14 protein-coding genes are annotated in these 18,324 nt (G+C 69.5%); 9 read left to right on the top strand and 5 right to left on the bottom strand.

What is annotated here, in order from left to right; genetic code table 11:
- Nucleotides 1-8 precede the first annotated feature (8 nt).
- Nucleotides 9-1,646, bottom strand: coding sequence for a serine/threonine-protein kinase (locus QSK25_RS33000; RefSeq protein ID WP_285644100.1), 1,638 nt, complete (start codon nt 1,644-1,646; stop codon nt 9-11).
- 150 nt (nt 1,647-1,796) lie between these two features.
- Between QSK25_RS33000 and QSK25_RS32995 the strand changes: the two genes are divergently transcribed.
- From QSK25_RS32995 to QSK25_RS32970, 6 genes are all read left to right on the top strand, one after another.
- Nucleotides 1,797-3,560 carry a methylmalonyl-CoA mutase family protein gene (locus QSK25_RS32995; protein WP_285644099.1) on the top strand — a complete coding sequence of 588 codons (1,764 nt, stop codon included), beginning with the start codon at nt 1,797-1,799 and terminating at the stop codon, nt 3,558-3,560.
- Complete coding sequence (gene scpA, locus QSK25_RS32990) at nt 3,557-5,692, top strand: methylmalonyl-CoA mutase (RefSeq protein WP_285644097.1); 2,136 nt, start codon at nt 3,557-3,559, stop codon at nt 5,690-5,692. The genes QSK25_RS32995 and scpA overlap by 4 nt, the downstream gene beginning before the upstream one ends.
- Nucleotides 5,685-6,677, top strand: a complete 993-nt coding sequence (gene meaB / locus QSK25_RS32985) for a methylmalonyl Co-A mutase-associated GTPase MeaB (RefSeq protein WP_285644095.1) — start codon at nt 5,685-5,687, stop codon at nt 6,675-6,677. The genes scpA and meaB overlap by 8 nt, the downstream gene beginning before the upstream one ends.
- A 56-nt stretch (nt 6,678-6,733) precedes the next feature.
- Nucleotides 6,734-7,027 carry a hypothetical protein gene (locus QSK25_RS32980; protein WP_285644094.1) on the top strand — a complete coding sequence of 98 codons (294 nt, stop codon included), beginning with the start codon at nt 6,734-6,736 and terminating at the stop codon, nt 7,025-7,027.
- A 205-nt stretch (nt 7,028-7,232) separates the two neighbouring features.
- Nucleotides 7,233-8,405, top strand: a complete 1,173-nt coding sequence (locus QSK25_RS32975) for a M20 family metallopeptidase (RefSeq protein WP_285644093.1) — start codon at nt 7,233-7,235, stop codon at nt 8,403-8,405.
- Nucleotides 8,402-9,679, top strand: coding sequence for a M20 family metallopeptidase (locus QSK25_RS32970; RefSeq protein ID WP_285644091.1), 1,278 nt, complete (start codon nt 8,402-8,404; stop codon nt 9,677-9,679). Before QSK25_RS32975 ends, QSK25_RS32970 begins: the two co-directional genes overlap by 4 nt.
- A gap of 139 nt (nt 9,680-9,818) precedes the next feature.
- Here QSK25_RS32970 and QSK25_RS32965 read toward each other — a convergent pair whose 3' ends face one another.
- Both QSK25_RS32965 and glpD read right to left on the bottom strand, forming a co-directional pair.
- Nucleotides 9,819-11,252: an alkaline phosphatase D family protein gene (locus QSK25_RS32965; protein ID WP_285644090.1), complete on the bottom strand. Its 1,434-nt coding sequence runs from the start codon at nt 11,250-11,252 to the stop codon at nt 9,819-9,821.
- Between the two features lie 30 nt (nt 11,253-11,282).
- Nucleotides 11,283-13,046 carry a glycerol-3-phosphate dehydrogenase gene (gene glpD, locus QSK25_RS32960; RefSeq protein WP_502881915.1) on the bottom strand — a complete coding sequence of 588 codons (1,764 nt, stop codon included), beginning with the start codon at nt 13,044-13,046 and terminating at the stop codon, nt 11,283-11,285.
- 230 nt (nt 13,047-13,276) lie between these two features.
- Here glpD and QSK25_RS32955 point away from each other — a divergent pair, with 230 nt between their 5' ends.
- On the top strand, nt 13,277-14,020 hold the full coding sequence (locus tag QSK25_RS32955; RefSeq protein ID WP_285644089.1) for an MIP/aquaporin family protein: 744 nt from the start codon (nt 13,277-13,279) through the stop codon (nt 14,018-14,020).
- A gap of 13 nt (nt 14,021-14,033) precedes the next feature.
- Nucleotides 14,034-15,542, top strand: a complete 1,509-nt coding sequence (gene glpK / locus QSK25_RS32950; RefSeq protein ID WP_285644087.1) for a glycerol kinase GlpK — start codon at nt 14,034-14,036, stop codon at nt 15,540-15,542.
- 139 nt (nt 15,543-15,681) lie between these two features.
- Here glpK and QSK25_RS32945 read toward each other — a convergent pair whose 3' ends face one another.
- Both QSK25_RS32945 and QSK25_RS32940 read right to left on the bottom strand, forming a co-directional pair.
- Nucleotides 15,682-16,185 carry a sortase domain-containing protein gene (locus QSK25_RS32945; protein ID WP_285644086.1) on the bottom strand — a complete coding sequence of 168 codons (504 nt, stop codon included), beginning with the start codon at nt 16,183-16,185 and terminating at the stop codon, nt 15,682-15,684.
- Nucleotides 16,186-16,293: 108 nt separating this feature from the next.
- Nucleotides 16,294-17,697 carry an NAD(P)H-quinone dehydrogenase gene (locus QSK25_RS32940; RefSeq protein ID WP_285644084.1) on the bottom strand — a complete coding sequence of 468 codons (1,404 nt, stop codon included), beginning with the start codon at nt 17,695-17,697 and terminating at the stop codon, nt 16,294-16,296.
- 109 nt (nt 17,698-17,806) lie between these two features.
- On the opposite strand from QSK25_RS32940, the gene QSK25_RS32935 reads away from it, so the two are divergent.
- Entirely contained in the window at nt 17,807-18,256 is a 450-nt protein-coding gene (locus QSK25_RS32935) for a gamma-glutamylcyclotransferase family protein (protein ID WP_285644083.1), read from the top strand.
- The last annotated feature ends 68 nt before the right edge of the window (nt 18,257-18,324 follow it).

Here is an 18,324-nt window from a genome sequence, read left to right as displayed (position 1 = left end):
GCGAGAGCTTAAACCGGGGCGAACGTCGAGGCGATCGCGTCGAAGAGGCGCGCCCGTGCCTCGTCCTCCTGCTCCGTGGGCACGATCACCTCGACCACCCACAGGTCCTTGCCGTAGGGCAGCACCCGCGAGAAGTGCGACCTCCGCACCGCGTCCGTGCCCTCGCCCTCGACGGTCTTGTAGACGAACTGGATGCTGTCCTCGCTGCGCGGCCCCGCGAGGTTCGGCGTCGCCACCTTGCCGCTGACGAAGAACGCGCCGGGCCAGCGCGCGGCCACGCCGGTGAGGTACGAGTCGATGTCGTACTTCGGGTAGAAGCCGGGGAACCGCCGGACCGCCACCTCGTACGCGCCGCTGCCGGACACGAAGTGCACCACCGCGGACTCCGGCAACCACGGGTCGGAGGCCCGCTGCTCGGCGTAGGTCGACCAGCTCTGCTCGACGCTCAACGTGAACTTGCCGCCCTGCTCACCGGTCACGAACGCGGCCGAGGCGGTGCGCTGCTGCAGCGTCGCCGACGTGGGCAGGGTCGGCAGCGTGGGCAGCGACTGCGCGGTCGGCGGCAGCAGCGGCGCTCCCGCCGCGTACCTGGTCAGCGCGAACCCGCCACCTGACCCCACGACGAACAGCAGCAAGGCCGCCACCAGCACGAACACCGTCGCGACCCGGCTGCGGCGGCGCACCGGCGGGAGGGGGTTGGTGACGAGGAACGGCAACGGGCCGGGGTCGTCGGCCAGCGGCGCGTCCGGCTGGATCTTCGGCTTGGGCCGCACGACGACCGGCAGCGGCACGGGGTTGCGCACCTCGAACGCGTCGGTGCCCGGTTCCGGCAGCAGCGCGTAGACCTGCTTGCGGACGTCGACGAGCGACAGCCGTTCGTCGGGGTCCTTGCGCATCAACCCGCTGATCACGGGGGCGAGCCTGCCCGCGCCCGCCGGTACCGGCACGTCGCCGTGGATGACGGCGTTGATCGTCTGCATGACGTTCTTGCCCACGTACGGCGGCTCGCCCGCCATCGCGGCCCACATCGTCGCGCCGAGCGACCACCGGTCCGCGGCCGCCGACACGTCACCGCCCTGCGCCACCTCGGGCGCGATGTAGGCGGGCGTGCCGAGCGTGATGCCGCGCGCGGTCATGGTGGCCTCGGCGACGTTGCGCGCGATGCCGAAGTCGGTGAGCTTCACCCGGCCGTCGTCCGCGATGAGCACGTTGCCGGGCTTCACGTCCCGGTGCGTGATGCCCGCCCGGTGCGCCGGCGTGAGTGCCGCCGCCACCGCGTCGAGCACGGCCGCGCCCTGCTTCTCGGTGAGGCAGCCCTGTTCCTGCAACACCTCGCCGAGGCTGCGCGACGGCACCAGTTCCATCACCACGTACGGGTCGCCGTCGTGCTGGACGACGTCGTAGAGCGTCACCAGGTTCGGGTGGGAGAGCGCGGCGACGGCCCGCGCCTCGCGCATCGTGCGTTCCCTGAGCAGGTCGGCCTCGGCGTCGGGCATGCCGGGAGGCCGCAGGATCCCCTTGACCGCGACCTGCCTGCGCAGCACCTCGTCGTGAGCAGCCCAGACGGTGCCCATCGAGCCCTGGCCCAGCAGGTGCAGCAGCCGGTACCTAGCCGCGATCAAGCGCTCCTGGTCACCGTTGTCCACGGACCCATTCTTCCCGAGCCGCGGACCGCGCCGTGCGCGCCTCCGAGCAGCCTTACCGCATCGTTGGCGCCGCCTGACACACTGACTGCATCGTTAACGGCGGTGAACCTCACATAGCCGTGTCGGTACTGGTCGGTAACACTGCAACGCATGATGGAGTTGGCCTTGCCCGCCGAATTCCGCCCGAACGAGTTCCCCGCGGCGTCGCGGGAGCAGTGGCGTGAGCTGGTCGACGCCGTCCTCCGCAAGACCGGCGCGAGCTACGACTCCCTGGTCACCAGGACGTACGACGGCATCGAACTCCAGCCGCTCTACACCCGCGACGACGCCCTCCCGGCGCCGTACGCCCTCGTGCCGGCGAAGCAGGGCTGGGACGTCCGGCAGCGGCACGCCGTACCCGATCCGGTGGCGTTGATGAACGACCTGGAGGGCGGCGTCACCTCGTTGTGGCTCGCCGTCCCGCCGTCGTCGCTGGAACGCCTGCTGGAAGGCGTCTACCTGGACCTCGCACCGGTGGTGCTCGACGGTTCGGTGGACCTGGCGCGCGCGATGCTGCGGGTGTGGGACCAGGCTCCGGTGCTGGCTTCCGACGTGCGCGGCAACCTCGGGCTGACGCCGTTCGGCGAGGCCCTCGACGTCATCCGCGCGGCTTCTTCGGAGTTTCCTTCGCTGCGGACCTGCGTGGTGGACGCGTTGCCGTTCCACGACGCGGGTGGTTCCGACGCCGAGGAGCTGGGCGCGTCTTTGGCGCTGGGCGTTTCCTACCTGCGCGCCCTGACCGCGGCCGGCTTCTCCGAGGCGAAGGCCTTCGACGCGCTGGAGTTCCGGTTCGCCGCGACGGCCGACCAGTTCACGACGATCGCCAAACTGCGCGCGGCACGGCGGTTGTGGGCGCGGGTGGCCGAGGTGTCCGGGGTCTCCGGCGCGGTGCAGGTGCAGCACGCGGTGACGTCGTCGGCGATGATGACCCGCCGCGATCCGTGGGTGAACATGCTCCGCACCACGGTCGCGTGCCTGGCGGCCGGCCTGGGCGGCGCGGACGCCGTGACGGTGCAGCCGTTCGACGCGGCCATCGGGCTGCCGGACGAGTTCGCGCGGCGGATCGCCCGCAACACGCAGAACCTGCTGCTGGAGGAGTCGCACCTCGGCGAGGTGATCGACCCGGCGGCCGGCTCCTGGTACGTGGAGAACCTGACGGACGCCTTGGCGGTTCAGGCGTGGGCCTGGTTCCAGGAGATCGAACGCGCCGGCGGCATCGCCGAGGCCGGATCGCTGGTCGCGGGCCGGATCGCCACGACGTGGGCCGCTCGCTCGGCCCGGCTCGCGGACCGCAGCGACCCGATCACGGGCGTCAGCGAGTTCCCGAACCTCACCGAGAAGCCCGTCGTGCGCGAGCCCTTCGGCATCGATTCCGACTCGCAGGCCCCCAGGGGGGACGCGCCCCCCACTCCAAGTTTCTCAGGCGGGTCTGACAGTTTCGGGCTGCCGCGGGTGCGTTATGCACAGGCCTTCGAGGAGTTGCGCGACCTCGCCGAGGCCCAGCCCGAACGGCCGCAGGTCTTCCTGGCCACGCTCGGCCCGGTCGCCGCCCACACCGCCCGCGCCACCTTCGCGGCGAACCTCTTCAACGCGGGCGGCTTCGCCACCCCGAACGCCGGCCCCACCAGGACCCCGGAGGAAGTGGCGAAACGCTTCCAGAAGTCCGGCGCGCGCATCGCCGTGCTCTGCGGCAGCGACTCGAGCTACGCCGAAAGCGCCGTCGCCACCGTCGAGGCCCTGCGCGAGGCCGGCGCGGAACGGGTACTCCTCGCGGGCAAGAAGACCGACGCCGAAGTCGACGGCTTCGTCTTCCTGGGCTGCCCGGCGCTGGAAATCCTGAACAACACCTATGACTTCCTGGGAGTGGAGCGATGATCCCCAACTTCGCGGACATCGACCTCGGCCCCCTCCCGCAGGGCGAGTACGAGACCGACCTGCCCAACTGGGAGACCCCGGAGGGCATCGCGGTCAAGCCGGTCTACGGCCCGGAGGACACCGAGGGCCTGGACTTCCTGCAGACGTACCCCGGCGTGGCGCCGTTCCTGCGCGGCCCGTACCCCACGATGTACGTCAACCAGCCGTGGACCGTCCGCCAGTACGCGGGTTTCTCGACGGCCGAGGAGTCGAACGCCTTCTACCGCCGCAACCTCGCCGCGGGCCAGAAGGGGTTGTCCGTCGCGTTCGACCTGGCGACCCACCGCGGCTACGACTCGGACCACCCGCGCGTCGCCGGTGACGTCGGCATGGCGGGCGTGGCCATCGACTCCATCTACGACATGCGCACGCTGTTCGACGGCATCCCGCTCGACAAGATGTCCGTGTCGATGACGATGAACGGCGCGGTGCTGCCGGTCCTCGCCCTGTTCGTGGTGGCGGCGGAGGAGCAGGGGGTGAAGCCGGAGCAGCTCATGGGGACGATCCAGAACGACATCCTCAAGGAGTTCATGGTCCGCAACACCTACATCTACCCGCCCAAGCAGTCGATGCGGATCATCTCCGACATCTTCGCCTTCACCTCCCAGCACATGCCGAAGTACAACTCCATCTCGATCTCCGGCTACCACATGCAGGAGGCGGGCGCGACGGCCGACCTGGAGCTGGCGTACACGCTGGCGGACGGCGTCGAGTACATCCGGGCGGGCCGGGAAGCGGGGCTGGACGTCGACAAGTTCGCGCCGCGCCTGAGCTTCTTCTGGGCGATCGGCATGAACTACTTCATGGAGATCGCCAAGATGCGAGCCGCGCGGCTGCTCTGGGCGAAGCTGGTCAACGACTTCGAACCCAAGTCCCAGAAGTCGCTGAGCCTGCGGACCCACTGCCAGACGAGCGGGTGGAGCCTCACCGCGCAGGACGTGTTCAACAACGTCGCGCGCACGTGCGTCGAGGCGATGGCGGCGACGCAGGGACACACGCAGTCGTTGCACACCAACGCGTTGGACGAAGCCCTCGCGTTGCCGACCGACTTCTCGGCGCGCATCGCCCGCAACACCCAGCTGCTGCTGCAACAGGAATCGGGCACCACGCGCGTCATCGACCCGTGGGGCGGCAGCGCGTACGTCGAGCGCCTCACCAACGAACTCGCCGCCAAGGCGTGGGAGCACATCACCGAGGTCGAGAAGGCCGGCGGCATGGCCCGCGCGATCGACGAGGGCATCCCCAAGCTGCGCATCGAGGAGGCGGCGGCCCGCACCCAGGCGCGCATCGACTCCGGCCGCCAGCCCGTCATCGGCGTCAACAAGTACCTGGTGACCGACGACGAGCAGATCGAGGTCCTCAAGGTCGACAACGCGGGCGTGCGCGCGCAACAGCTCGAAAAGCTGCGCAGGCTCAGGGAAGAACGCGACCAGTCCGCTGTGGACAGTGCGCTGGACGCGCTCACGAAGGCGGCGACCGGCGAGGGCAACCTGCTGGAGCTGGCGATCGACGCCGCCCGCGCCAAGGCCACCGTCGGCGAGATCTCCGAGTCGCTCGGCAAGGTGTGGGGCCGGCACAGCGCGCAGATCCGCACCATCTCAGGGGTGTACCGGCAGGAGGTCGGTTCGGTGTCCAACGTGGACTCCTGCCGCGAGGTCGTCGAGACGTTCGCGGAGGAAGAAGGCCGCCGTCCGCGCATCCTCGTCGCCAAGATGGGACAGGACGGCCACGACCGCGGCCAGAAGGTGATCGCCACGGCGTTCGCGGACCTCGGCTTCGACGTCGACGTCGGCCCGCTGTTCCAGACGCCCGAGGAGGTCGCGCTGCAGGCGGTCGAGGCCGACGTGCACATCGTCGGCGTCAGCTCGCTCGCCGCCGGCCACCTCACGCTCGTCCCGTCGCTCAAGGAGGAGCTGGCCAAGCTCGGCCGCGAGGACATCATGATCGTCGTCGGCGGCGTCATCCCGCCGCAGGACTTCGACGAGCTGTACGCGGCGGGCGCGGCGGCGATCTTCCCGCCCGGCACGGTGATCGCGGACGCGGCCAAGGACCTGCTGGTCAAGCTCGCGAAGCAACTCGGCCACCATGGCTAGGACGATCGACGTCGCCGAGCTCACCCGAGGCGTCCTCGACGGCAACAGGGGCGTGCTGGCCAGGGCCATCACGCTGGTCGAGTCCACGCGGGCGGACCACCGGGCCAAGGCCCAGGAGCTGCTGGTCGAGCTGCTGCCGAAGTCCGGCAACGCGATCCGCGTCGGCATCACCGGCGTCCCCGGCGTCGGCAAGTCGACGTTCATCGACGCCCTCGGCACCGCGCTGACCGGGCAGGGCCACCGGGTCGCGGTGCTCGCCGTCGACCCGTCCTCGACCCGCACCGGCGGCAGCATCCTCGGTGACAAGACGCGCATGCAGCGGCTTTCGGTCGACCGCAACGCGTTCATCCGGCCCTCGCCCACGTCCGGAACGCTCGGCGGGGTCGCCAAGGCCACCCGCGAGACGATCGTGCTGGTCGAGGCCGCGGGGTTCGACGTCGTGCTGGTCGAGACGGTCGGCGTCGGGCAGTCCGAGGTCGCCGTGGCCAACATGACGGACTGCTCGCTGTTCCTGACCCTGGCGCGCACCGGTGACCAGCTGCAGGGGATCAAGAAGGGCATCCTGGAGCTCGCGGACGTCATCGCGGTCAACAAGGCCGACGGCGACCACGAGCTGGACGCCCGCAAGGCCGCGCGCGAACTGGCCGGGGCGCTGAAGCTGCTGCGCCCGCCGGACGCGGTGTGGCACCCGCCGGTGCTCACCTGCTCGGGTCTCACCGGAACCGGTCTCGACGACCTCTGGTCCCGAGTGCTGGAACACCGGCGGACGCTGCAGGACGCCGGTGAACTGGACGAGCGACGTCGACGTCAGCAGGTCGAGTGGACCTGGATGATGGTCCACGACGAACTGTGGCGGCAGGTGCGCGAGAGCGCCGCCGTGCGGTCGCTCGCCCCCTCGCTCGAGGAGAAGGTGCGCCTCGGCGAGCTCACCGCCACCCTCGCGGCCGAGCAGATTTTGCAGGCGTTTCAATCGGACTCACGGTAGGCGCTTAACTAGTTTGGGTGACCTTCGATCGTGGTATTCGGGGTAGAGTTCAGGGCATGTCGAGGTTGTTGCTGGCCTGCGTGTTCTCGCTGATGAGCGTTCTCGGGATCGCCGGAGTGGCGTCCGCGCAAGAGGCGGCGAACGCGCCTGTCGCGGCAGCCCAGCAGACGACTGTCAACCCGGCGCCGAACGTGAACGCGCCGCAGGAGCCGTCGCCTGAAGCTCGTGAGGAGACCAAGCGCAAGCTGTGGATAGGCGGCATCGCCGTCGTCCTGTTCGCGCTGGTCTACTACCGCAACAAGAAGCGGTGGGCGAAGTGGCGCAAGGAGCGCGCGGCCAAGAAGGGATAGGTCGCGCGTCGTTCGAGGTGAGACGACTCGTCCCAAATGCTGGGATGTAATAGTCAAAGTTAAGCGTATCTCTCGACCATTTGCGTCATCGTTGATCGGTCAGACCGAAACTCGCTCGCCGCTCGGCGCAGCGCTGCGACCGGCCGTCCGGTTGATCATCATCAGCGCACCGCGTCCGTCAAGTGGTGATGCAGGATGGTGGCCAATGGGTACCGACTTGAAGATCAGCACACGCTCGTCCGTCGAGCGGTACTCCGACGCGCTGCTGGACCTGTCGCACTCGATCCACGCCGAGCCCGAGCTCGCCTTCCAGGAGCACCGCAGCGTCGAGAAGATCACCTCTTTGCTGGTCGAGGAGGGTTTCGAGGTCGAGCGCGGCGTCGCCGACCTCAACACCGCGTTCGTCGCCACGTTCGGCAGCGGTGAGCTCGTCCTGGGTCTGTGCGCCGAGTACGACGCGCTGCCCGAGGTAGGGCACGCGTGCGGGCACAACGTCATCGCCGCCGCTTCGGTCGGCACGGCGTTCGCTCTGCGTGACGTCGCCGACCAGTTGGGTATCACCATCAAGGTGATCGGAACCCCGGCGGAAGAGGTCGGCGGCGGCAAGGTGCTCATGCTGGAACGAGGCGTGTTCGACGACGTCTCGCTCTCGATGATGGTGCACCCCGCGCCGTACGAGTCGTGTGCCGCGAAGTCGCTGGCCATCACGGACCTGGAAGTGCACTACCAGGGCAAGCCGTCGCACGCGGCGGCCGCTCCGCACCTCGGCGTCAACGCCGCGGACGCGGTGACGATCGCGCAGATGTCGATCAGCCTGCTGCGGCAGCACTTCGAGCCCGGCCAGATGGTGAGCGGCATCGTCACCAACGGCGGTACCGTGCCGAACGTAATACCCGCCCGTGCGTCGGCGATGTTCGACGTGAGGGCGGAAAACCTGGAATCGTTGCAGCGCCTGGAGAACCGAATTCGGGACTGCTTTTCAGCCGGTGCGCTCGCGACCGGTTGCACCCATGAGGTGGTGCAGGTCTCACCGATCTACGCCGAGTTGACTCCCGACCCGTGGCTCGCGGACGCCTACCGGCGTGCGGCCACCGAGCTGGGCAGACGACCGCTCTCGCCGGAACAGGAACAGCGGGAGAAGATCGGGAGCACCGACATGGGCAACGTCACCAGAGTGTTGCCCGCCATCCACCCGACCATCGCCATCGACTGCGGAGACGCGGTGAACCACCAACAAGAGTTCGCGACCGCCTGTGCCTCGGCGTCGGCCGACCGTGCGCTCCTCGACGGAGCACTTGCCATGGCTTGGACGACGATCGCGACAGCCACCGATTCCCGGCAGCGAGCACGGCTGCTGGCCCGCGGAGGTGCGGCATGACGGTTCTGGACTCCCGGCCTTCGGGTCCCTCAACTGTGAAGACGTCCCCTGAGATGCTCGTGGACCCCACCGGGGTGAGCATGTCTCCTGTGGATGATCTCGGTGAAGGTCGTGGCCCGGCCTGGCTCGACGACTGGTTGAAGGCGCACGCCTCCGACGTCGTCGCCTGGCGCCGCCACATCCACGCCCACCCGGAACTCTCCCGGCGCGAGTACAACACCACCGAACTCGTCGCGAAGCTGCTGCGCGAGGTGGGCCTCAAGCCGCGCATCCTCCCCGGCGGCACCGGCCTGATCTGCGACATCGGCAACGGCCCCCGCTGCGTGGCACTCCGCGCGGACATGGACGCCCTGCCGCTGCACGAGAACACCGGCCTGCCGTTCGGCTCCACTGTGGACGGTGTGTCGCACGCGTGCGGTCACGACGCCCACACCACGGTCCTGATCGGCACCGCGCTGGCGCTCGCGTCGGCGACGGAACTGCCGGGCCGCATCCGCCTGGTGTTCCAGCCGGCGGAGGAGGTCATGCCGGGCGGTGCGCTGGACGTGCTCGCCGCGGGCGGCCTCGACGGCGTGGAGCGGATCTTCGGCCTGCACTGCGACCCGCGCCTGCAGGTCGGCCGCATCGGCACCCGCATCGGCGCCATCACGTCGGCGTCGGACCTGCTGGAGCTGCGGCTTTCCTCGCCGGGCGGCCACACCTCGCGCCCGCACCTCACCGCGGACCTGGTGCACGCCCTCGGCACGGTCATCACCGGCCTGCCGACGATGCTGTCGCGCCGCGTCGACCCCCGCTCCGGCACCGTCCTGGTGTGGGGCGCGGTGCACGCGGGCGAGGCGCCGAACGCCGTCCCGCAGGACGGCCTGGTGCGCGGCACGCTGCGCACCGGCGACCGCGACATCTGGGCCGAGCTGGAGCCGCTGGTCAAGGACCTCGTCACGGGCCTGCTGGCCCCCACGGGCGTGGGCTTCGACCTGCACCACCGCCGCGGCGTGCCGCCGGTGGTCAACGACCGCGAGTCGACCCAGATCCTGCGCGCCGGCATCGAGGCCGCACTGGGCGACGACGCGCTCGCGGGTACCGAGCAGTCCTCCGGTGGTGAGGACTTCGGCTGGTACCTCGAGCACGTGCCCGGCTCGTTCGCACGTCTCGGCGTGTGGAACGGCCAGGAGAAGCAGCGCGATCTGCACCAGCCGACGTTCGACCTCGACGAGCGCGCGCTCCTCGTCGGTGTCCGCGTCATGGTGCACACCGCGCTGGCCGCTCTCGCCTGAAGCGGAACCCTTTCGGTCTGAGCAGTGTTGTGGCGCGTGCGGAACGATTTCGCACGCGCCACAGCGCTGTCCGGACCCGAACGCCGAACGGTGGCCTGGGGCGCTGAACCGCGGTTCCGCGCCCCAGGCCACCGTCACATCAGGGCAGGACCCGTTCGACCTGGGCGGTGTCGTGGCGGGTGCGGTACGAATGCGCCCGCGTCACGGCGCTGTCCGGGTCCTTGCGGTCCGCCGTGTAGTGCCAGTCGTAGCGGACCTCGCCGGCGGTGACCTTGACCGTGCCGACGCCGTGCGAGTCGAGCTCCACGAACTTCGCGTGCGGGTTGAGCAGCTGGATCTGCGCCTCCAGCAGCACGGATCCGGTGCGCGGCGGCACCTTCAGCAGCTCGTCGAAGTTGTCCGAGGTCAGCGACGTCGTGATGAACTCGGTCGCCACCGAACGGCCCTCGAACGGCACCTCGCACGCCCACGAGCTGTGGATGTCGCCCGTCAGGAAGACCGTGTTCCTCCGCTCGCCCAACGCGCGCAGCACCAGTTCGCGGTCGGCGGGGAAGCCGTCCCACTGGTCCGGGTTCGACGACGGGAAGCCCGGCGCCGGCGGGATCTTGAACGGGCTGATCATCACCGAGTTGCCGACGAGCTTCCACCGCGAGTCGTCGCGCGTGAGCCGGTCGATCAGCCACGTGCGTTGCGCGGCACCGAGGATCGTGGTGTCCGTGCGGAACGAGCGCAGGTCGAGCATGGTCAGCGACGCGAGGTGGCCGAACTGGAAGCTCCGGTCGACCTTGTTGTCGCGGACGGGCATCCACTCGAAGTAGGCCTGCGTGGCGGCGGCCAGGCGGACGCCCCACGGGCCCTCGGTCGCCGGGTCGTGCAACGGCGAGCCGATGCTGGACGAGTTGTCGGCCGACTCGTGGTCGTCCCACGTCGCGATGACCGGGTGGGCCGCGTGCATCGCCTGCACGTGCCGGTCGGTCTTCACCTGCGCGTGGCGGCGCCGGTAGTCGTCGAGCGTCACGCACTCGTGCGGCGGGTCCGCCGGGCGCACCTCGGGCGCGTAGACGCCCTCGTAGATGTAGTCGCCGAGGTGGATCACGGCGTCGAGGTCCTGCTGCGCCAGGAAGCCGTAGCCCGCGAAGTGGCCCATGGACCAGTTCGCGCACGACGCCATGCCGAAGTTCAGTTCCGAGCCGCAGCCGGCGGTCTTCGTGCGGCCGACCGGTGAGACGACGTCACCGACACGGAAGCGGTACCAGTGGTGACGGTTCGGGAGCAGACCGCGGACGTCGACCTTGACCGTGTGGTCGCGGTCCGCGGAGGTGTGGGTCGTGCCGCGCTTCACGATCCGGCGGAAGTCCTCGTCGCGCGCGACCTCCCACTTGATAGGCGACGACGTGATGACGCGGGTCCACAGCAGCACGGAGTCGGGCAGCGGATCACCCGACGCGACACCGTGCTGAAAGATCACCGGCTCCGCGGCGGACGCGGAGCCGGTGGTGGACAACGTTGTGGTGGTGGCGGCACCTGCGACGGCGCCGGCCTTCAGGAACGTTCTTCTGTCAACCCCAGACATGGTTTCCACCATGCCCGAGGTTGATCACAGTCAGCTCACGGGCTCCGTCAGTTGCGGACGTGCTTCCGGCGCCGCCGCCCGCACGGCGTCCGCCGCCTGGTCGTCCGGCTTCGTCTGCGACGTGCGTTCGGCCTCGACGCGGGCGTTGTAGACCTCGACCTCGCGCTTGATCGCGTCCTCGTCCCAGCCGAGCACCGGCGCGACCAGCCTGGCCACCGCCTCCGCCGAGTCGACGCCGCGGTGGGCGTACTCGATGGAGATGCGGGTGCGCCTGGTCAGCACGTCCTCCAGGTGCATCGCGCCCTCGTGCGAGGCCGCGTACACCGCCTCGACCTGGAGGTAGTCGGGGGAGGCCGGGATCGGCTTGAGCAGGTCGGGGTCGTCCGCGGCGAGCGACAGCACCTCGTGCACCAGCGAGCCGTAGCGGTCGAGCAGGTGCCGGACGCGGTACGGGTGCAGGCCGTGCTTGGCGGCCAGTTGATCGGCCTGGTTGACCAGCGCGTGGTAGCCGTCGGCGCCGACCAGCGGCACCTTGTCGGTGATGGACGGCTGGATCCGGCCGGGCAGGTCGACGTGCGCCGCGTCCACGGCGTCCGCGCCCATCACCCGGTACGTCGTGTACTTGCCGCCCGCGATCGCGACCAGCCCCGGCGCGACCCTCGCCACCGCGTGCTCGCGCGACAGCTTCGACGTCGAGTCGGACTCGCCCGCGAGCAACGGCCGCAGCCCCGCGTAGACGCCCTCGATGTCGTCGTGCGTCAACGGGGTCGCGAGGACCGAGTTGACGTGCTCGAGGATGTAGTCGATGTCGTGCTGTGTGGCCGCGGGGTGCGCCAGGTCGAGGTTCCAGTCGGTGTCGGTGGTCCCGACGATCCAGTGGTTGCGCCACGGGATGACGAACAGCACGGACTTCTCGGTGCGCAGGATCATCCCGGCCTCGGCGACGATCCGGTCACGCGGCACGACGATGTGCACGCCCTTCGACGCGCGCACCCGGAACCGCCCGCGCGAGCCCGAAAGCCGTTGCAGCTCATCGGTCCACACACCGGTCGCGTTGATCACCGCGTGCGCCCGCACGTCGACCTCGCGCCCGTCCTCGACGTCGCGCACCCGCACGCCGGACACCCGGTCCGCCTCCCGCAGGAAGCTGACGACCTGCGTCGACGTCCGCACGACAGCGCCGTAGTGGGCGGCCGTGCGACCGACCATCATCGTGTGCCGCGCGTCGTCCGCCTGGGCGTCGTAGTAGCGGATGCCGCCGATCAGCGCGTCCCGCTTCAGCGCCGGGACGAGCCGCAGCGCGCCCGCCCGCGTGAGGTGCTTCTGCCCCGGCACGGACCGGGCGCCGCCCATCGTGTCGTAGAGGAACAGGCCGGCCGCCGTGTACGGGCGTTCCCAGACCCTGTTCGAGAGCGGGTAGAGGAACGCGACGGGCTTCACCAGGTGCGGTGCGATCCGCGTCAGCATGAGCTCGCGTTCCCGCAACGCCTCGCGCACCAGGCCGAACTCCAGCTGCTCCAGGTAGCGCAGACCGCCGTGGAAGAGCTTGCTGGACCTGCTCGACGTGCCGGACGCCAGGTCGCGCGCCTCGACGAGGGCGACCCGCAGACCGCGGGTGGCCGCGTCGAGCGCCGCGCCGACGCCGACCACGCCACCGCCGACCACCACGAGGTCGAAGGTCTCGGCGCCGAGGCGTTGCCACGACTCCTCGCGCTCGGCCGGGCCCAGCCTGCCGGTGATCGGCGGAGCACTGGGGACGTTCGGTGTTGCCGGTGAGTTCTTTCGCGTGGCCACGACAGGCGCCTCCCTGTGACGACTCGCGGATCACGTTACCTGCACGAACCGCGCTTCGCCCACGGGCGCGCGGCCTAGGTCCCTTAGGCCCACAATCGGCCTGAGTGCAGGTGGACGGCGTAGACAAGTGATCAGCTCGGGGATAGCGTCCGAGCACGTTGAAGGCGGGCGGCGCGGCCCTGACCTCGGGTTTGCGCGCCCACCTGGCCGCAAACGAGTGGAGGTCGACGATGAGCGCAGGCTCGATCTTCGTCTGGGAGATGCTGGGGACAGCGGTCCTCATCCTCCTGGGCACCGGTGTCGTCGCCAACCAGGTGCTCAAGGACACCCTCGGCAACAGCACGGGCTTCCTGTTCGTCAACGTCGGCTGGGCCTTCGCGGTCTTCGCCGGCGCCAGCATCGCCAACCCGAGCGGGGCGCACCTCAACCCCGCCGTCACCTTCGGCCTCGCCATCGCCGACAAGACGCCGTGGGCCGACGTTCCCTTCTACGTCCTCGGGCAGATGGTCGGCGCCATCATCGGCGCGATGCTCTGCTGGGCCACCTACAAGATGCAGTTCGACACGCACGACGAACCGCAGAACACGCTCGGCATCTTCTCCACCGGCCCGACCGTGCCGAGCGTGCCGTGGAACCTCGTCTCCGAGGTCATCGGCACGTTCGTGCTGGTCCTCTGGATCCTGTTGTCGCCGGGAGCCAAGGAGTCGGTGGACGGCGTGCCGCAGTTCGGGAACTCGGCGCTCGGGTACGCGGGTGTCGCGTTCGTCGTGCTGGTCATCGGTACGTCGCTCGGTGGCCCGACGGGCTACGCCATCAACCCGGCGCGCGACCTCGGTCCGCGCATCGCCTACGCGTTCCTGATGCCGATCCGCAACAAGGGCAACGCGAACTGGGGCTACTCGTGGATCCCGGTCGCCGGCCCTCTCCTGGGTGGCGCGCTCGCCGCGTTGCTCTTCCTGGTTCTCCCGGTCTGAAAGGACTTCTCGCATGACCCAGTACGTGGCCGCGATCGACCAGGGCACCACGTCGACCCGGTGCATGATCTTCGACCACTCCGGGCGGGTGGTGTCGGTCGACCAGAAGGAGCACGAGCAGATCTTCCCGCGCGCGGGATGGGTCGAGCACGACCCGAAGGAGGTCTGGCAGAACACCCGCCAGGTCGCCGCCGGTGCGCTGGCGAAGGCCGATCTGTCCACTTCGGACATCGTCGCGGTGGGCATCACCAACCAGCGCGAAACGGCCGTGGTGTGGGACAAGAACACCGGCGAGCCCGTCTACAACGCCATCGTGTGGCAGGACACCCGCACGGACAAGATCGTCGCCGAGCTGGGTGCGCTGGGCGGCGGCCAGGAGCGCTACCGGGCCAAGGTCGGCCTGCCGCTGGCGACCTACTTCTCCGGCCCCAAGGTGCGCTGGATCCTCGACAACGTGGAGGGCGCGCGTGAGCGTGCCGAGGCCGGTGACCTGCTGTTCGGCAACATGGACACGTGGGTGCTGTGGAACATGACCGGCGGGACGAACGGCGGCGTGCACGTCACCGACCCGACGAACGCCTCGCGCACCATGCTGATGGACCTCGACACGCTGCAGTGGGACTCCTCGATCGCCGCCGACATGGGCATTCCGATGTCGATGCTGCCGGAGATCAAGTCGTCCTCCGAGGTCTACGGCCAGGTGCGCGAACGCGGCGCGCTCGCCGGCGTGCCGATCGCGGGCATCCTCGGCGACCAGCAGGCGGCGACGTTCGGCCAGGCCTGCCTCTCGCCCGGCGAGGCCAAGAACACCTACGGCACCGGCAACTTCATGCTGCTCAACACCGGCACCGAGAAGGTGATGAGCGAGAACGGCCTGCTCACCACGATCTGCTACAAGATCGGTGACGCGGCCCCGGTGTACGCGCTGGAAGGCTCGATCGCGGTCACCGGCTCGCTGGTGCAGTGGCTGCGGGACAACCTCGGCATGATCGGGTCCGCGGCCGAGATCGAGGAGCACGCCCGGTCCGTCGAGGACAACGGCGGCGCGTACTTCGTGCCGGCGTTCTCCGGCCTCTTCGCGCCCTACTGGCGTTCCGACGCCCGCGGCGCGATCGTCGGGCTGACCCGGTTCGTCAACAAGGGCCACCTGGCGCGGGCCGTGCTGGAGGCGACGGCGTTCCAGACGCGGGAGGTGCTCGACGCGATGAACGCGGACTCGGGCGTCGACCTGACGGCGTTGAAGGTCGACGGCGGCATGGTCGTGAACGAGCTGTTGATGCAGTTCCAGGCGGACATCCTGGGCGTGCCGGTGATCCGGCCGGTCGTGAACGAGACGACCGCTCTGGGCGCTGCCTACGCGGCCGGGCTCGCGGTCGGGTTCTGGAAGACCGAGGACGACATCCGCGACAACTGGGCGCAGGACAAGCAGTGGGAGCCGCAGATGGACGATTCCCGGCGTGCTTCCGAGTACGCGAACTGGAAGAAGGCCGTGTCGAAGACCTTCGACTGGGTCGAGGACTGAGTATCCGGCCGCTGCTCCGCAGACGGCGGCGAGTTCGCCTTGAAGTCGGTCGTCCGGCCGACTCGCTCGCACCGAAATGGGCTCCGCCGATCTCGGCACGAGCGGGTGACCGGACGACCGACGCGAACTCGCACAAGTTCTACGTGGCTGGGGTTGCGTGCACGATCACGTTGTCGCGGGTGCCGCACGTGATCAGCCGCAACCCCGGCTCGTCCGCGTCGCGTGCCACGGCCTCCGCGAAGAAGTCGTCGCGGATGATCCTCTCCGTGCGCGTGACCGTGAAGCGGGCGACCGAACCGTCCTTCTTGGACACTTCGAGCAGGTCGCCCTCGCCGAGGTCGTTCAGTCTGAAGAAGACACCTCTGGCCTTGTTGCTCTCGATCCGGCCCACGATGATCCACTGCTGCGGTTGTGCCTGGTACCAGCCGGCCTGCATGCCCTCGTTGGCGGGCGGCATCTGCACGACGCCCTGAGGGTCGAGGCCGAGCGCCACGAGCGACGACCGCACGCCGATGCGCTCGATCCGGAGTTCCATCGGATCGGAGTCGCCGAGCGGTGACACCACCGGCGGCGGAGCGCTTTCGCTCGTCGCCGCCGACGGCTTCGGTGCGGGCGCCTGCGAGCAGGCTGTGGCCAGTGCCACACACAGCACCGCGATCAAGACACGAGTCCCCACAGACCCATTGACGCACAACCCGTTGGTCAGTTGCGCGTCCAATCGAGGCGGGGTCGAAATGTGATCATCGACCACTCAGTCGAGGTCGTCGTGCCGCATGAGCTGGCGGCCGGCCTCGGTGATCGAGCCGGACAGCGACGGGTACACCGAGAACGTCGTCGCGAGGTGCTCGACCGTCAGCTGGTTCTGCACGGCGAGCGCGATCGGCAGGATGAGCTCGGACGCGTTCGGCGCCACGACGACACCGCCGATGACCACGCCGGTCGCCGGACGGCAGAAGAGCTTCACGAAACCGCGGCGCAACCCCTCCATCTTGGAGCGGGGGTTCGTGGCGAGCGGCAGCATGATCGTGCGCGCGGGCACCTCGCCCGAGTCGATCGCCTGCTGGCTGATGCCGACGCTCGCGATCTCCGGGTTGGTGAAGACGTTCGCGGCGACGGTCTTGAGCTTGATCGGGCTGACGCCCTCGCCGAGCGCGTGCCACATCGCGATGCGCCCCTGCATGGCGGCGACCGAGGCGAGCAACAGCACACCGGTGCAGTCGCCGGCGGCGTAGACGCCGCTCACGTTCGTGCGGCTGACCCGGTCGACGGGGATGTAGCCGCCACGCCCGAGCTCGATGCCGATCTTTTCGAGACCGATGTCACTCGTGTTGGGCACCGACCCGACCGTCATCAGGGCGTGCGACGCCTCGATCGTGCGACCGTCTTCCAGGTGGATCAGGACGCCGTCGCCGGTGTTCTCGACCCGGTCGGCCCGCGCGTGCTTGACGACGGCCGTGCCGCGCTCGGCGAACACGTCCTCCAGCACGACGGCCGCGTCGGCGTCCTCGTGCGGCAGGACCCGGTCCCGGCTGGAGACCATCGTCACCTTCACGCCCATCTCGGTGTACGCGCTGGCGAACTCGACACCGGTGACGCCGGACCCGATCACCGCGAGGTGTTCGGGCAGCTCAGGCAGGTCGTAGATCTGCCGCCAGGTGAGGATCCGCTTGCCGTCGGGCTCGGCGCCCTGCAACACGCGCGGGGTGGCGCCGGTTGCGATGAGCACCACATCCGCGTTCAGGACCTCCTCGGTCCCGTCCGCGGCCGTCGCCACGACCTGGTGCTGGGCGAGTCCGCGCGAGTCGTCGACGAACTTCGCGAGCCCGTTGATGAGCCGCACGCCCTCCCGCTGGAGGCGCGCCCGGACGTCCGCGGACTGCGCGAGCGCAAGCCCCTTCACCCGTCCGTGTACGACGGGGAGGTCCACGGTCGCGAGCTCGTTGTGAGTCTGAATCCCCAGCTCACCGGCGTTGCGGAAGGCACTGCGCGCCCCCGCCGAAGCGATGAACGTCTTGGACGGCACGCAGTCGTACAGCACGCACGCGCCACCGGCCCCGTCGTTCTCGACCACGGTCACGTCGGCGCCGTGCTGCGCCGCGACCAGGGCTGCTTCGTAACCTGCGGGTCCGCCGCCGATGATGACGATGCGGGTCACGATCAGTTCCCTTCCACGGGCTTGTTGGGCGGGTCAACCGTACGCGTTGACCGAATCGACCGTGTCGTCAGTACCGAAAGCTGATCGTTGGGTCGCTACGCTGTCGGACGTGCCGCTCTATGCCGCGTACGGGTCGAACATGGATCCGAACCAGATGATGGAGCGAGCCCCGTACTCCCCGCTCGCGGGGACCGGCTGGCTCGTCGGTTGGCGTCTGACGTTCGGTGGCGAGGACCTGGGCTGGGAAGGTGCCCTCGCGACCATCGTGGAGGAGCCGGACCAGCAGACGTTCTGCGTGCTCTACGACGTGTCGCCGCGCGATGAGTCGCGGCTCGACCGGTGGGAGGGCGCGCTCGGGCTCTACAAGAAGATCCGGTTGCGGGTGCAGACCCTGGAGGGGTCTGTGGTGGCCTGGCTCTACGTGCTGGACGCGTACGAGGGTGGGTTGCCGTCTGCTCGGTACATCGGGGTGGTGGCTGATGCGGCCGAAGCCGCCGGGGCGCCGGACGACTACGTGAACGACCTGCGGACCCGGCCGTGCACCGGGATCGGGCCCTGAGGCCTGTCCTCGACTTCGGGGCCCTTGCGAGGCGCTGGTCGGACCGGAGAGGCCGGGCTGAAAAGCGC

Origin of the sequence: Lentzea sp. NBRC 102530 (genome assembly GCF_030269365.1) — a bacterium.
Lineage (GTDB): Bacteria > Actinomycetota > Actinomycetes > Mycobacteriales > Pseudonocardiaceae > Lentzea.
Note: the sequence above shows the minus strand (reverse complement) of the source record. Positions and strands in the feature narration are given on the sequence as shown.